Source organism: Sphingorhabdus sp. (assembly GCF_029865925.1).
In the GTDB taxonomy this organism is placed as follows: domain Bacteria; phylum Pseudomonadota; class Alphaproteobacteria; order Sphingomonadales; family Sphingomonadaceae; genus Sphingorhabdus_B.
Window position 1 is genome coordinate 1 of the sequence record NZ_JARXAI010000086.1, and the last position, 15,596, is coordinate 15,596.

At 56.6% G+C, this 15,596-nt stretch carries 16 protein-coding genes; 12 read left to right on the forward strand and 4 right to left on the reverse strand.

The features are described from left to right. From QE270_RS08815 to QE270_RS08825, 3 genes are all read left to right on the forward strand, one after another. Window positions 1-264: endonuclease/exonuclease/phosphatase family protein (locus QE270_RS08815; RefSeq protein WP_300038232.1), on the forward strand; the 264-nt coding region annotated here is incomplete at its 5' end. Between the two features lie 172 nt (window positions 265-436). Continuing rightward, window positions 437-775 carry a P-II family nitrogen regulator gene (locus QE270_RS08820; RefSeq protein ID WP_183939324.1) on the forward strand — a complete coding sequence of 113 codons (339 nt, stop codon included), beginning with the start codon at window positions 437-439 and terminating at the stop codon, window positions 773-775. 31 nt (window positions 776-806) lie between these two features. Continuing rightward, complete coding sequence (locus QE270_RS08825) at window positions 807-2,270, forward strand: ammonium transporter (protein ID WP_300038239.1); 1,464 nt, start codon at window positions 807-809, stop codon at window positions 2,268-2,270. A gap of 253 nt (window positions 2,271-2,523) precedes the next feature. Here QE270_RS08825 and QE270_RS08830 read toward each other — a convergent pair whose 3' ends face one another. Both QE270_RS08830 and QE270_RS08835 read right to left on the reverse strand, forming a co-directional pair. Next, the gene (locus tag QE270_RS08830; protein ID WP_300038242.1) at window positions 2,524-2,937 is read right to left on the reverse strand and encodes a polymer-forming cytoskeletal protein; all 414 of its coding nucleotides are present in this window, start codon (window positions 2,935-2,937) and stop codon (window positions 2,524-2,526) included. Window positions 2,938-2,944: 7 nt separating this feature from the next. After that, window positions 2,945-4,120, reverse strand: a complete 1,176-nt coding sequence (locus QE270_RS08835) for a M23 family metallopeptidase (RefSeq protein ID WP_300038245.1) — start codon at window positions 4,118-4,120, stop codon at window positions 2,945-2,947. Between the two features lie 290 nt (window positions 4,121-4,410). Here QE270_RS08835 and QE270_RS08840 point away from each other — a divergent pair, with 290 nt between their 5' ends. The 9 genes from QE270_RS08840 (at window position 4,411) to QE270_RS08880 (ending at window position 10,828) form a co-directional block, all read left to right on the forward strand. Next, a complete protein-coding gene (locus QE270_RS08840; RefSeq protein ID WP_300038248.1) occupies window positions 4,411-5,667 on the forward strand; it encodes a glutamate-5-semialdehyde dehydrogenase in 1,257 nt (418 codons plus the stop codon). Next, window positions 5,664-6,293, forward strand: a complete 630-nt coding sequence (locus tag QE270_RS08845) for a nicotinate-nucleotide adenylyltransferase (protein WP_300038251.1) — start codon at window positions 5,664-5,666, stop codon at window positions 6,291-6,293. Before QE270_RS08840 ends, QE270_RS08845 begins: the two co-directional genes overlap by 4 nt. Before the next feature lie 72 nt (window positions 6,294-6,365). Next, entirely contained in the window at window positions 6,366-6,710 is a 345-nt protein-coding gene (gene rsfS / locus QE270_RS08850; RefSeq protein ID WP_295491618.1) for a ribosome silencing factor, read from the forward strand. Window positions 6,711-6,734: 24 nt separating this feature from the next. Continuing rightward, a complete protein-coding gene (locus tag QE270_RS08855; protein ID WP_300038274.1) occupies window positions 6,735-7,157 on the forward strand; it encodes a 23S rRNA (pseudouridine(1915)-N(3))-methyltransferase RlmH in 423 nt (140 codons plus the stop codon). Window positions 7,158-7,161: 4 nt separating this feature from the next. After that, complete coding sequence (locus QE270_RS08860) at window positions 7,162-7,602, forward strand: M23 family metallopeptidase (protein ID WP_300038254.1); 441 nt, start codon at window positions 7,162-7,164, stop codon at window positions 7,600-7,602. Window positions 7,603-7,734: 132 nt separating this feature from the next. Beyond that, a complete protein-coding gene (locus tag QE270_RS08865; RefSeq protein ID WP_300038257.1) occupies window positions 7,735-9,102 on the forward strand; it encodes a S41 family peptidase in 1,368 nt (455 codons plus the stop codon). A gap of 70 nt (window positions 9,103-9,172) precedes the next feature. Beyond that, window positions 9,173-9,652 carry a disulfide bond formation protein B gene (locus QE270_RS08870; RefSeq protein ID WP_300038260.1) on the forward strand — a complete coding sequence of 160 codons (480 nt, stop codon included), beginning with the start codon at window positions 9,173-9,175 and terminating at the stop codon, window positions 9,650-9,652. After that, window positions 9,631-10,179, forward strand: coding sequence for a demethoxyubiquinone hydroxylase family protein (locus QE270_RS08875; protein ID WP_300038263.1), 549 nt, complete (start codon window positions 9,631-9,633; stop codon window positions 10,177-10,179). Before QE270_RS08870 ends, QE270_RS08875 begins: the two co-directional genes overlap by 22 nt. Window positions 10,180-10,252: 73 nt before the next feature. Further along, the gene (locus tag QE270_RS08880) at window positions 10,253-10,828 is read left to right on the forward strand and encodes a hypothetical protein (RefSeq protein ID WP_300038266.1); all 576 of its coding nucleotides are present in this window, start codon (window positions 10,253-10,255) and stop codon (window positions 10,826-10,828) included. A gap of 9 nt (window positions 10,829-10,837) precedes the next feature. On the opposite strand, the gene QE270_RS08885 is transcribed toward QE270_RS08880, so the two are convergent. Continuing rightward, window positions 10,838-12,589 carry a DUF885 family protein gene (locus tag QE270_RS08885; RefSeq protein ID WP_300038268.1) on the reverse strand — a complete coding sequence of 584 codons (1,752 nt, stop codon included), beginning with the start codon at window positions 12,587-12,589 and terminating at the stop codon, window positions 10,838-10,840. A 69-nt stretch (window positions 12,590-12,658) separates the two neighbouring features. After that, on the reverse strand, window positions 12,659-15,596 hold a 2,938-nt coding region (gltB, locus tag QE270_RS08890), incomplete at its 5' end, for a glutamate synthase large subunit (protein ID WP_300038271.1).

The following is a 15,596-nucleotide window of genomic DNA, read 5'->3' on the forward strand; positions in this document are numbered from 1 at the left end:
GGCAGCCCGCGTCATATGCCCACTATTCTGATGGGCGATTTCAACCAATGGTCGGACAGCGGTGCATTGAACGAACTTGCGTTCCATCATCACCGGCTGGTGCAAACGCCCAAAAGCTTCCACACATCGCGCCCAGTTGCGCGATTGGACCGCATAATCGTCAGCCATGACGTGAAAGTCACCGCCGCCGACAGCCATATTTCACCGCTGTCCAAACAGGCGTCGGACCATTTGCCCTTATGGGCATCGATCCGCATTGGGTGAATGCCTAATATTTAGGCAGTGATATTCTGTTGATTAAATTTTAGGCATTTCGCAAGGTGGTGGCGCGGATATGCGCTGCCCCTATCACCTGTAATCGACCTATTTAGGTGCATTTTCCGTTTCTGGCACGACGTTTGCATATTGCACTGCACAACCAAAATTGGGGGCGTGCATGAAATATATTATTGCCATTATTAAGCCGCACAAGCTGGACCCGGTGCGCGAAGCGCTCACGGCGTTGGGCGTGTCGGGCATGACCGTGACGGAGGTCAAAGGCTTTGGCCGACAAAAAGGGCAGACCGAAATCTATCGCGGTGCCGAATATGCAACCAACATGGTGCCCAAGGTGAAAATCGAGATCGCATGCGCGTCCGATCAAGCCCCTGCCGTGGTCGAGGCCATTCAGCAGGCCGCCGAAACAGGCGCCATTGGTGACGGCAAGATTTTTGAATTCGAACTTGCCGGTGCCCTGCGCATCCGCACGGGCGACACCAACGAAACCGCGCTTTGACGCGACAATAGCAAGCTAGGGGAACCAGAAAATGTCCAAGACACTCAAGTTTCTAGGCGCGGCGGGGGCGACATTGTTCGCCGCTTTGCCCGCCTTCGCACAGGAGGCAGCCGAAAAAGCTGCTGATGGCGCGACAGCGGTGGCGGTTGCCGTCGCCGACGGCCCGATTAAGGCACCGACCGTTGAACAAATGGCCGGCATGGTCGACAAGGGCGATACGACGTGGATGCTGATTAGCTCTGCATTGGTATTGCTGATGTCGATTCCGGCGCTTGCGCTGTTTTACGGCGGCCTTGTCCGCACCAAGAATATGCTCAGCCTGCTGATGCAGGTGTTCATGATTGTGTCGGTCGCGGCGCTTGTCTGGGTCACGTATGGCTACAGCCTGGCCTTCACCAGCGGTAACGCCTTCATCGGCGGCTTTTCAAAGATATTCCTGCAGGGCGTTGATGCCACGACTTACGCGGCCACGTTCAGCAACAATGTCTACATCCCCGAATATGCCTTTGTGGTGTTCCAGATGACCTTTGCCTGTATCACGCCGGCGTTGATCGTCGGGGCATTTGCAGAGCGGATCAAGTTCACACCATTAATCCTATTTGTGGTGGCCTGGCTAACGGTCGTCTATTTCCCGATCGCGCACATGGTCTGGTACTGGGCTGGCCCAGACTTCCTCGCCGATGCACCAACGGACATGGGATATTTATGGGGCATGGGCGCACTTGACTTCGCTGGCGGCACGGTGGTGCACATCAACGCCGGCATCGCTGGCCTCGTGGGCTGCATCATGATCGGAAAGCGCATCGGTTACGGCAAGGAAGCGACACCGCCGCACTCAATGACCATGACGATGATCGGTGCCTCGCTTCTGTGGGTCGGCTGGTTCGGCTTTAATGCTGGGTCCAACCTTGAAGCCAACGGCCTTGCCGCACTTGCATTCATCAACACCTTTGTTGCGACTGCTGCTGCTGCCGTTGCTTGGTGCCTGATTGAACAATTCCACCATGGCAAACCATCACTGCTCGGTGCGGTTACGGGCGCGGTTGCTGGCTTGGTTGCCATTACACCAGCCAGCGGATTTGCAGCGCCCATGACATCCATTCTGCTTGGCTTTATCGCATCCGGCGTCTGCTACGTCTTCGTCGCTTATGTGAAGAACAAGCTGAAATATGACGACACGCTCGACGTATTCGGCGTGCACTGCGTCGGCGGGATTGTCGGCGCTATCGGCACCGCCATCGTTGCCGACCCGTCACTGGGCGGTCAGGGCTGGCTCGACTACACCGTCTTCCCGGCAGTTGCTGGTGAATATGTCATGGCGGGCCAATTGGTCACCCAGATTAAAGCGGTCGCACTGACGCTGCTTTGGTCGGGTATCGGTTCTGCCGTCCTGTTCTTCATCCTCGACAAGACCATTGGCCTGCGGCCCGATGCCGAGGCAGAACGCGAAGGCCTCGACATCACCGAACATGGTGAGCGTGCCTATAATTATTGAGCTTTACGACTTGGTGGTGGGGCGTTTGTCCTCTCCTTGATGCCCCGCCGCCTCCATATGTTCCTCCCGCGAACATCTAACTCATGGCCCGGACCTTTTATGGTTCGGGCCTTTTTTATTGAGCAGCATGCCCTGCGCGCGAACGGATAAATGGAACCTGAAACGCGTTCAGGATCACGGCTGTGCGGGGACGTAAGACCCTGAAGCCGAAGGCTGGCAGAGCCCAACCAAGTTCAGGACGACAGGGGCCTGCTTATGCGACCTTCGAATCCGCCCCGAGTATCAACTGATCGGTGACTTTGCCGACAGTGGCCGCAGCGCGTGCGATGTTTGGCGTCGTGGATGATTTGTGGCGAAATTTGCCTTCAATCTGACCGCCAGGCGCGATGGTTAGGTTGCTATAGACAACGTCGCCTATAATCCGCGCGGTGGATTCAATGACGAGGTCATTGGCCTCAATCGAACCTTCGACATGGCCGGAAAGTTTTGCCGATTCGGCGATGACTTTGCCCGCGATTATGCTGCCTTCGCCCTGCACCAGATTGCCGCAGGTCACGTCGCCTTGCACCTTGCCGTCGACATGCAGGTCAACGCGCGCTGACACATTGCCGACAATTTCAACGTCGGCGGCGATGATGGAAAATGTATGACCAGAATTGTTACGCACGCTAGCGTTACTCCTTTGCTGCAGAGTCGGCACGGAGTCCGGCGATGGTTTGGACTTTGAGAACATCGGGATTTGCCTCCAAAAACTTACGCGGGTTGATAGCCTGACCGTTTAGGCGCACCTCGAAATGCAGGTGGCTGCCGGTCGAACGACCTGTGCTACCCATCCGTCCGATTTGAACACCCCGTTCAACCATTTGCCCCGGCCGGACATTTACGCCCGACAAATGCGCATAGCGCGTTAGCAAGCCATTGGCATGCGTAATTTCAACACTTTTGCCATAGCCGCCATTAAAGCCAGCGAGCGTCACTTTACCTTCGGCTGCCGAAAAAATGGGTGTTCCAACTGGGCCCTTAAAGTCCAGACCGCCATGCATGGCGCCGGCGCCCGTGAACGGATCGCTGCGATAGCCAAAGCCGCTGGACATATACATGACGGATGCGGGCATCGCGGTCGGGATTGCGGCCAATGCGCGTTCCATGGCGTCCATGCGGCCAAGTGAGGCGGCAAGTTTCAAAAAGCGCGGATCACGGACGTCCTTTTTGCCTTTGCCAAAGAACGGCTCGAACAGACCGCCCTGCGCGTTGCGGGCTTGGCGTGCCAGTGTTTCGGGGTTTAGGCCAAATTGGCGAATGGCAGCTTCGGCCTTCAAGGTACGCGCCTGCGCCATTTTGGTCATTTGTTCTGCAAAGCGAATTTGCCGCGCCTCTATGCGGGCAAGGCCAGCGGCTTCGGGTACCATTGCACTGATGGTCTTTACGGCCTTGTCTTGTTCGGTTGCGGTGGATGCGGCCGGCGCTGAAGCCCCGGCTTCGTTCAGGTCACCCAGATATTGGTCGCCCAGGCTTTCAAGCATTTCCTGCCGACGTTCCAAATCCTTGGTCACTTCGTTGATTGAACCGCGATAGCTTGCCACGCGCTCTTCCGCCGATTCGACCTTGGCTTCCTGTTCGTCTAGCGCAAGACGCTGCGCGCTGAGGGTCACTTGATTGATCGCCATGCCAAAAGTGACCAATAACCATAGCCCGAGAACAGACGCGAGCGTGCCGGCGGCGCGGCGTTGCAGGCGCGCAGATATCTTCAAGAACCGGACTTGGCCATTGGCCCGCATGAAAAACTCGCGGTCAATAAACCATCCAGCGGCCCGGTTTTTCCAACCGGACATTCTGGTCTTCAGCGACACAAACCACCCCGTTTTTAAGTTCGAGAACGGCGCGTAGCAGACGAAAGAAGGCCTAGCGAATCGCGTGGACCCGACTCGTGACGAGTCGGGTGAGTCGTGCGATGAGTTGTGGAAAACCTTGTAAAAATGACATTTGAATATGTTTAATTTGGTATATTTGGCCCTGAAAATTTGCGTAAAAATATGTAAATTCAATGACATTGCACCGATTCGCATGTGTTCCATAATTGATGCGTGTCAAATAAAGCGGATTACTTTCCCTTTTGACGCCATTTCTCTACGAGTTGCAGATGATGACCGACAACGACACCTTGATGGCCAACATGACGGCCAATGCACGTTCCGCCGCGCGGTGTTTGGCGGGCGCCAATGATGCGACCAAGGCGGCTGCATTGTTGGCCGCTGCCGCTGCCCTGCGTGCCAGCGTGGCAGATATTCTTGCCGCGAATGCCAAAGATGTGGCCGCTGCGGTGGCGGCGGGGATATCCCCTGCGATGTTGGATCGGCTGAAGCTGGATGAAGGCCGCATCGCGGCGATGGCATCCGCGGTGGAACAGGTCGCAACGCTAGAAGACCCCGTAGGGCAAATCATCGACAGCCGCAGCCGGCCCAATGGCCTTGTCATGGAACGCGTCCGCGTGCCTCTGGGCGTGCTTGGCATTATTTATGAAAGCCGACCCAATGTGACTGCCGATGCAGCGGCCTTAGGGTTGCGCTCGGGCAACGCCGTCATCTTACGCGGCGGCAGTGAGGCGGTACACAGCAACCACGCGATCCACGCGGCGATGGTGCAGGGCGTAACGCACGCTGGCCTGCCCGCCGACGCCGTGCAGCTGGTTCCGACGCAGGACCGCGCGGTGGTCGGCGCAATGCTGCGCGCACAAGGGGCGATCGACATGATCATTCCGCGCGGCGGCAAGTCGCTGGTTGCCCGGGTTCAGGACGAAGCCCGCGTGCCCGTGCTCGCGCATCTTGACGGCATTTGCCACAGCTATGTCCATAAGGATGCCGACCCCGAAATGGCCCAAGCCTTGGTCGTGAATGCCAAGATGCGGCGCACCGGCATTTGCGGCGCTACGGAGACATTGCTGATTGATCAGGATTATCCCGCGCCAGCGCCATTGATCGCCGCGCTGCTGGATGCCGGCTGTGAAGTGCGGGCGGACGATATATTGATGGAGCTGGATGCCCGCACCGTATCTGCCGATGCGGATGATTGGGACACTGAATATCTTGATTCGGTCATTTCGGCCTGCGTCGTATCGGGGCTGGACGAGGCGATGGCGCATATTGCCCGCCATGGCTCGCGCCATACTGATGCGATCATCACGCAAGATGCCGCTGCCGCCGCACGCTTTTTGGCAGAGGTCGACAGCGCCATAGTCATGCACAATGCCTCCACCCAATTTGCCGATGGCGGCGAATTTGGCTTGGGTGCTGAGATTGGCATTGCCACTGGCCGCTTGCACGCACGCGGCCCCGTCGCGCTGGAGGGGCTGACGACATATAAATGGATTGTCCGCGGTCAAGGCCAGACACGCCCTTGAAAACGATTGGCCTCATGGGCGGATCGTTCAATCCGGCGCATAAAGGGCACCGCGCGATTAGCCTGTTTGCAATGGATTCGCTTGGGCTCGATGCATATTGGTGGATGGTCTCGCCGGGCAACCCGTTAAAACCCCAATCGGACATGGCGCCTTTGCCCGCGCGGATGGCATCGGCAAAGGCACACACAAAGCGCACACCGATTAAAGTCACCGCTATCGAACAGGCGCTTGGCACCGTCTACACCGCCGAAACGCTGAAGAAACTGGTGGCGCGCTACCCAAAAACGCAGTTCATTTGGATTATGGGCGCCGACAATTTGCTGCAATTTCACCACTGGCGGCGCTGGCGCGATATAGCGCGATTGATGCCGATTGCAGTTATCGCCAGACCAAGCTATAACCTCCAAGTCGTTGCGGGTCCCGCAATGGCCTGGTTCAGGCGGTTTGTCCGGCGTTCGGACCAGCGTCATCACTGGACGAAATGGAGTACGCCAGCGCTTGTCTTTTTGCGCTTTCGTCCAGATCCGCGTTCGGCCACCGCTCTTCGGCGTGCGGACCCATATTGGTTTCACCGATATAAGGAACTTGGAACGCGTGACGGCGTTACCCGAAATATTGTGCTTTAAGGAGCCATCTTGATCGACACTGCATCCGTTCCTGCCTCTGGCAAAGCCACCGCAAAGGCCAAGGAACCCACATTGACCCCAGACGCGCTCCATGCGTTGATTCTTCAATCGCTTGATGATGATCAGGCGCAAGAAGTGGTCACCATTCCGCTTGAAGGCAAAAGCAATATTGCCGACCATATGGTCGTTGCATCTGGCCGTTCGTCGCGCCAAGTGGCCTCGATGGCGCAAAAGCTTGCCGAGCGTATCAAAAAGGCCGGACGTCATGCCCGCATCGAAGGTTTGCCATCGGCGGACTGGGTGCTGATTGATGCCGAAGATGTCATCGTGCATCTTTTCCGTCCCGAAGTCCGCAGCTTCTATAACCTGGAACGCATGTGGGCATTTGGTGATGCGCCCGAAGTCGCGTCGCAATAAGACTGGTCGCCCGCGCCGATGGCGATGCGCCTGCATATCATCGCGCGCGGCAAGATTGGCCGCTCCCCCGAATCGGAACTGGTCGATCGCTATCTGAAACGGATTAGCTGGCCAACACGGCACAGCGAACTGCCGGATCGCGGCGGGGAGCTTCCCGTGTCGGACAGCCCGCACAAAACCATCATCATGGATGAAAAGGGCGAGCAGCTTAGCTCGGTCGAATTGGCGCGCCTCCTTGAACGCTGGCGCGACGATGGTGTGCGCGAAGTACGTTTCCTGATTGGCGCAGCCGATGGCTTTGATGACACGGCCCGCGCCGGAGCGGACAGACTGATTGCCTTTGGCAAAGCGACATGGCCGCATTTAATGGCGCGCGCGATGCTCGCCGAACAATTGTTCCGAGCCACCTCCATCATTGCCAACCACCCCTATCATCGTGAAGGATAAAGCGATGCGGTCTTGGCTTACCCTCGCAACGTTGATTTTGGCGCCTCTGTCTATTGCAGGCGGACTAGCGGTTATAGGCCCTGGACACAGCGAGCAGGGCCGTCCGAGCGGCAGTGCCTATATTCTTCCCGCCGCCGGGCAAGTTGTCGCCGGCTTTAGTGAACTTAACGTCAATGGCTATCGCGAGCGCGGCATAAGGCTGACGGTCACACAAGCCGAACGCGTCGTCGCTCCAGCAGGCGGAACAATCTCTTTTGCGGGGCGGTACCGCAGCTATGGCAACATCGTGATTATCGAACACGGCAAAGGCTGGAATAGCCTGATCACCAACCTTGATTCGGTCGAAGTCACTAAAGGCCAGAAAATTGATCAAGGCGCCTTACTTGGGCGCGCCGGAAAAAAGGACCCGAAATTGGCGTTGAACTGCGCAAGAACAGCCGCGTGATGGACATCGCGGCCATGCTTGGTTGAGTTTAGCGCGCTTGGTCGAGGCAGGATATTAGTTGGTGATAACGTGCTTTCACCTTAGGTTCAGTCGCGATATAGCAGCAACAATCTGATGAAATGGAATTGGTCTATGAAGAACCGTTTGCTGCCCTTAACCCTTGCCATAACATTGGCGCTTGCAGTCCCTGCCACCGTTTTGGTCGCGCAAAACATGCAATGGCAACAACAGCAGGCGCAGCAGATTGAGGATCTGGACGAATTCCTTGCGGTGTATCGCAAGGTGAAATCCAGCTATGTCGACAAGGTTGACGACAAGCAACTTATGGAAGGCGCCATTCAGGGCATGCTGGCCAGCCTTGATCCGCATAGTGGTTTCCTCGACCGAACCGACTTTAACTCGTTACGCACGCAGATTGATGGCGAATATGGCGGCCTAGGTCTGACCGTCACGATGGAAGATGAAGCGGTAAAGGTTATCGCGCCGACGAAGGATACGCCCGCGGATAAAGCGGGCATTAAGTCGGGTGATTTCATCACACATTTGGATGGCAAGTTGATTGTCGGCGGTACGCTTGATGAAGCGGTAGAGGCGATGCGCGGCGCGCCGGGTACAACGATCAAGCTTTCGATATTCCGCCCTGGCCGTGATGCGCCGTTCGACCTAACCCTCACACGCGCCATCATCGACCTGAAGCCTGTGCGCTGGGAAGTGAAAGACCGCATTGGCGTCATTTCGGTTACCGGCTTTTCCGAACAGACCGGCGCTGACGTCGTCGCGGCGGTTGCGGGTATCAAGAAAACGCTTGGCGGCAATCCTCTGGGCTATATTGTGGATTTGCGGTCAAACCCCGGCGGTATCTTGGATGAGGCAGTGGCCGTATCCGATGCCTTTTTGACAAAGGGTGAGATTGTATCCGAGCGTGGCCGCGACAAAAATGACATCAACCATTGGTGGGCCGAACGGGCGGTACCCGGTGATGTGACCAATGGTGCACCGATTATCGTTTTGGTTGATGCGGGTTCTGCATCGGCATCTGAAATCGTTGCCGGCGCTTTGCAGGACAACCACCGCGCGTTGGTCATGGGCGAACGCAGCTTTGGCAAGGGGTCGGTGCAAAATGTCCTTCCCTTGACCCGCGACACTGGCTTGCGCCTCACGGTCGCGCGGTATCATTTGCCCTCGGGCCGATCGGTGCAGGAAGGCGGTATCAAACCCGATATCCGCGTTCCGCAATTGACCGACCCCGACTATAAAACGCGCGTTTCGGTGCGCGAGTCCGACTTGCGTCGTCACTTGGTCAATGAACTGAAAGACGACAATAAGGATCTGGAAAAGGACAATGCCGACGATCCCCGCTTCGCCATGACTGCCGAGCAGTTAAAGGCAAAAAATATCGATGATTTCCAGCTATATTACGCAATAGAAACGCTTCAGCGGCTTGGATCGCGGACAATGAAACTTGCGGCAAAACCGTTTACGGGCAAGGCGCAGAATTGATGGGCGCATAGGTTTACGTAAGATCCTGCAACATGTTCAGGATGGCAGCTTTCTAGGTATCTCCGCATTTATGACATCAAAATTCGATAAGGCCCACTGGCTGGCATTTTTGCTTCCCGCTGCATTGCTGGGCGGCGCTTATGGATCGCAATATATTGGCGGGCTTTACCCCTGCGAGATTTGCTGGTGGCAGCGTTATCCGCATTTCGCGGCCGTCGCGATTGCGTTGGTCGCTTTTGGGGTCGGTAACCCCGGTTTTCGCAAAATGCTCGTCGCGCTCGCCGCTCTTGCAATTGCAACAAGCGGCATCATCGGCGGGTTTCATGCCGGTGTCGAATATGGCTATTGGGAAGGGCTCACCGCCTGCACCGCGACGATTTCAGGTACTGGTGATGATTTGCTCAAATCCATCATGAACGCGCCCTTGGTGCGTTGTGACGTTGCGCCATGGACTTTATTTGGCATTTCCCTGGCGGGATACAATTTCCTCTTGTCGTTCGGCGGCGCAATGCTCATCTTGGCAATGATATGGCGCAACAAGGAAATCTAACAACCGCCACACAGCGGGAACGGGCGATCAAACGGATGATCCGGGTGAACCAAGCGGGCGAATTCGGCGCGAAACGGATTTACGCCGGACAGCTTGCGGTCATGGGTGACCGCACGCCTGCCGCGCGCAGCATCGCGCATATGGCAGAGCAAGAGGAACGCCACCTTAACGCCTTTGACAAGATGATGGCGGAGCGTGGCGTGCGGCCAACAGCCTTGCACCCGATTTGGAGTGCGGCTGGCTTTACACTTGGCGCTGTGTCCGCCGCCATCAGTCCGGAGGCGGCAATGGCCTGCACCGTGGCCGTGGAGACCGAAATTGACCGCCACTACAGCGAACAGCTTGCCGAAATCGGCGAGAGCGACCCCGAATTGTCGGCGATGATTGCAGATTTCCAAGCGGACGAGCAGGAGCATAAGGCAACCGCCTTGGCCGAAGGTGCGGAACGCGCCCCTGCCTATCCCTTGATGAGCGCACTGGTACGCATGGGGTGCCGCACCGCCATTGCCGTGTCGAAACATATTTAAGCTTCATGCCGCATTCAGCCTGCGACCTTCAGATGCAGGTTACATATTCTTTGGAGATAATCGCGTGAGAGCAATGGCCAGAATTTCTTTAGCCAGCATCGCCTTGATGCTGTCGGCGCAGGCATCGGCGCAGGATGCCCCGGCAGCCAGGCCCGGTGATGAGAAAATCAACCAGCTCATCATTTACGGCGAGGACAAATGTCCCGAAAGCAAAGGCGACGAGATTGTGGTTTGCGCCCGTTTGGGGGAGGCCGACCGCTTTCGCATACCTTCATCTTTGCGCGGCGATATCAATGACCCGCGTAATCAAGCGATGTCGGAGCGTATCAAATCTTATGAATATGTTGGCGCCAGCGGAACGATGAGCTGCTCGCCGTCGGGCGCTGGCGGTTTTACCGGCTGCGGCTTGGCAGAGATTAACAAGGCGTATGCCGAAAAGGCGCAAGACACAGGCATTGTCTTTGGCCGCTTAATCGCCGCCGAACGTGCCAAGCGCATGGCAGGCGTCGATGCCGAGGCCGCAGAGGTGGAAGCCCGCGTGCAGGCGTTCGAAAAAGGCCGCGCTGAACGTGAGGCAAAGTTGCAGGCCGAGTTAGAAGCCAAGGAAGCGGCAAGCGCCGATGCACAGCCGCTTCCTGAACCCAAATAAGGAAGCGGCTTAGCCCTTCGCCTTTTCCGCTGCGACCCAATCTTTGATTTGCTGATCAAGGACATTCAGCGGCACTGACCCCTGGCCAAGCACCGCGTCATGGAAGGCAGCCAAATCAAATTTGCTCCCAAGCTCCTTGGTCGCCATATCCCGCAATTCTCGGATTTTCAGCTCGCCTAATTTATAAGCCAAGGCTTGGCCGGGCCAGCTAATATAACGGTTGACCTCCGCCTCGATATTCGCGGCGGACAAGGCGCTGTTATCGGTCATAAAGGCGATGGCCTGCTGCTTGCTCCAACCCTTGGTATGAATGCCGGTATCGACCACCAAGCGGCATGCACGCCACATTTCGTAGGATAGCCTGCCCATGTCCTTGGCAGGGGTATCATACAGCCCCATTTCGATGCCAAGCCGTTCGGAATAGAGGCCCCAACCTTCCGTAAACGCGGTGAAGGACGCGCCATATTTGCGGAAATCGGACAAAGGCAGTTCCTGCTGCAGGGCAATCTGGTTGTGATGCCCCGGAACGGCTTCGTGCGCTGACAGCGCCGGAATTTCCCAAAACGGCCGCTGGTTCAGCTTCGATGTGTTGACAAAATAGGTCCCTGAAATGCTGATCTCGGGTGATCCCGGATTATAATAAGCCGTCGTCGTGCCCTCGGCCGTCTCTGCGGGAATTTGTCGGATGCCATAGGGCAAGCGGGGCAGGTGCCCGAACAATGTGGGCATCTTGCCGTCGATGATCTTGGTCACACGGGCGACCTTCTCCATCAGTTCCTCAGGCGTTTTGGCATAATATTGCGGGTCAGTCCGCAAATGCGCGATGAAGGCTTCGCGGCTTGGGTAGCCAGCCTTTTTGGCGACCTCTGCCATTTCGGCACGGATCCGCGTCACTTCGCTGAGGCCGATTTGGTGGATTTGTTCAGCGGTCAGATCAGTCGTCGTTTCCTCACGAATACGAAAGGCATAATAGGCCGCACCATTTGGCTGCGCCGAAACACCTGGCGCCTTGGCGCAGGCTGGCTTGTAGCTTGTTGTGTACCACGCCAGTTGCTTGTTCAGCGCTGGATACACGACCATGCGGATGGTCGCTTCGGCGTTTGCGGCCAATATAGCAAAGTCGGTTTCCGAAATATTTTCAGGACGCTTGCCGGCATAAGGTCCGTAGAAACGCGACCGGCGAATGTCGGGGGCAATAAGCCCGCTGATTGTGCCTTCAAAGCCGTTTAACGTTTCGCAAGCTTGTGTAAACTTGCCCTTGATAGCAACATTGGCGACCGCGATATTTTCATCATTAGCCCGCGCATATTGGGTCAGGCGTGCGTTGTAGGATTCAAAATCTCGCTTGGTTTTGAACGGCAGGTTTTGTGCCATGCCGGCCAGTTGCTGATGCCAGCTGGAATAGGTCGTGAAGTTGATGGCCCGTTGGCCAAATCTATTGCCCTCAATCGCCGAATTGAGCGATCGCCGCAATATGCCTGCTTCAACCTTTGTTGGCGCATCAAGCGATGCCGGCGGTATGGCGTCCAAACGGATAAGAAATTGTGAGGCTTCCGTTGCTCTGCGGTCCTGCGCGGCAAGCGTATAATCGCCAAGTTCATTGGCATAATCATTCACGCCAAGCGCGCTTGCGTACACAGGCTGCTCTTTTAACGTATACGCCCAGACATCGCTGACAAGATTGTTCAGGTCAGTATTGGCATCGGCATAAGCGGGCACCGACATCGCACATAAACAGCCGGCAAGTAACACACTGCGCATAACGCATCTCCATGACATATCAGTGCGATGACCTAAGCAGGAGAGCGACCAATTGGCTAGTGGCTTATGCTATTCAGCAGCTTCTAATGCCACATGGTCGGACAGAGGCTGGCTGAGGCGCGCAAGCATTTCCTTCGGGCAAATTTGCCAGAATTCGCCGCGTCTGCGATCCCAATCCTCAATGATCGATTTCGACCATGCGCTGTCCGTTGTCCGCGCGTGTTCTGTGATAAGTGCCTTTAGCTGCTCTTCCCAATAGGCACTTTCCAGACGTTGCCACACGATGCTGTCAGGATTGGCCATGGCGGCGAAGTCACCACCGGCATCGAGCACAAAGGCCATCCCGCCCGTCATGCCAGCGCCGAAATTGCTACCGACCTTGCCCAAAATGACCGCCACGCCACCGGTCATATATTCCAGCCCGTTTGAACCGCAGCCTTCGACGACGACATGCGCGCCAGAGTTGCGGACGGCAAAGCGCTCGCCCGCTTGCCCTGCCGCGAACAGCCGGCCTGATGTGGCGCCATAGAGCACGGTGTTGCCGATGATGCTATTTTGATGGCTGGTAAGCGGGCTGCTGACCGTTGGACGCACAATGATCGTTCCGCCGGACAGGCCCTTGCCGACATAGTCATTGGCATCGCCAAAGACTTCCAATGTAATACCTTGGCACAAAAACGCCCCAAGCGACTGACCGGCAGAGCCACGCAAGCGGACATGCACATGGCCTTCTGCGAGGCCCTTCATGCCATATAACCGCGTGATTTCCGAGCTGAGCCGCGTGCCCACCGCGCGATGCGTGTTGCGGACATTGTATGTCAACTGCATCTTTTCGCGTCGTTCGAACACTGGCCTACCATCATGGATCATTTGCGCATCAAGGCTATCGGGTACTTCGTTGCGGAATGTCGGGATGTTGAACCGGCGCGCACTGTCTGGCGCGTCGACTTTGGCGAGGATCGGGTTAAGGTCAAGATCGTCAAGATGCTCTGCACCGCGGCTGACCTGCCGCAACAATTCGGTGCGTCCGATCACCTCGTCAAGGCTGCGATAGCCAAGCTTAGCCAATATTTCGCGCACTTCTTCGGCGATGAAGGTCATCAAGTTGATGACCTTTTCCGGCGTGCCCGTGAATTTTTTGCGCAACGCTTCATCCTGAACACACACGCCAACAGGGCATGTGTTTGAATGGCATTGGCGCACCATGATGCAGCCCATGGCAACGAGGCTTAGGGTCCCGATGCCAAATTCCTCAGCGCCCAATATCGCGGCAACAACAATGTCGCGTCCGGTTTTTAGGCCACCATCGGTACGCAGCTTGACGCGGTGACGAAGCCCATTGAGCGTGAGCACCTGATTGGCTTCGGATAGCCCCATTTCCCATGGCGTGCCTGCATATTTGATGCTGGTTTGCGGGCTTGCGCCCGTACCACCGACATTGCCCGAGACGAGGATGACATCCGCATGTGCCTTGGCTACGCCTGCCGCAATCGTGCCAATGCCTGCCGCACTGACAAGCTTCACACAGACCCGCGCACGCGGGTTAATCTGCTTGAGATCGTAGATCAGCTGCGCCAAATCTTCGATGGAGTAAATGTCGTGGTGCGGTGGCGGTGAAATCAGCGTCACGCCCGGCGTCGAGTGACGCAGCCGTGCAATCATTTCGGTCACCTTAAAGCCGGGCAGTTGCCCACCTTCGCCGGGCTTTGCGCCCTGCGCGACCTTGATTTCAATTTCCTCGCACGCACCCAAATATTCGGCGGTAACACCGAAGCGGCCGCTTGCGACTTGCTTGATGACGCTGTTGGCGTTGTTACCATTCTCATATGGCTTGAAACGCTTGCTGTCTTCGCCGCCCTCGCCCGAAACGGCCTTTGCGCCGATCCGGTTCATGGCGATGGCCAATGTTTCATGTGCCTCTGGCGACAACGCGCCAAGCGACATTCCGGGTGTTACAAAACGTTTGCGGATTTCAGTTATCGCCTCAACCTCGTCAATCGCAACCGGCTCTTTCGCGAAGTTGAACTCCAACAAATCGCGCAAGTAAATCGGCGGCAGTTCTTTGACGCCTCGGGCAAATTGCGTGTAGGTCGAATAGCTGTCATTCGCCACGGAGCTTTGCAACAGATGCATCAGGCCAGCGGAATAGGCATGTTCTTCCCCGCCATCACGTTGCTTGTAAAAGCCGCCAACGGGTAACCGCGCAACCGCGGCGTCGAACGCATCGGCGTGACGATCACGCGCGTTCACATATAAAGAGTGATAGCCTTCGCCCGAAATCTTGTTCGGCATGCCGGGGAAGAAGTCATTGACCAACGCACGCGACAGGCCAACCGCTTCAAAATTATAGCCACCACGATAGCTGGATATAACTGCGATGCCCATTTTGGACATGATCTTCAGCAGCCCTTCGTTAATGGCCGTGCGGTAATTTTCGATGGCTTGCAATAATGTCAGGCTGCCCAGCAGGCCGCGGCCATGGCGATCGGCAATCATAGCTTCGGCAAGATAAGCGTTCACGGTGGTTGCACCAACGCCAATGAGCACGGCGAAATAATGCGTATCCAAGCATTCGGCGGAACGGACGTTAATCGACGAATAGCTGCGCAGGCCATTGCGGACCAAGTGCGTATGCACAGCAGCAGCAGCCAGGATCATCGCGATTCCCACTCGGTCTTCACTGATATTATCGTCGGTCAAAAACAGCTCGGACTTGCCCATACGCACCGCGGCGACGGCTTCTTCACGGATGCGCGTGATGGCGGCGCGCAGGCCTTCTTGCCCGGCGGATATGTCATAGGTGCAGTCGATTTCGGCGCCAAGCGGTCCGAACGCGGACTTGAGCTTGCGCCAATCATGCGCGGTCAGAACCGGGCTATCCAGCACCAGCACGTCTGCATTCTGGCTCGTCTCCTCCAAGATATTGGCAAGGTTGGAAAAGCGTGTCTTCAGGCTCATCACATGCCGTTCGCGCAAGCTGTCGATCGGCGGGTTAGTGACCTGGCTG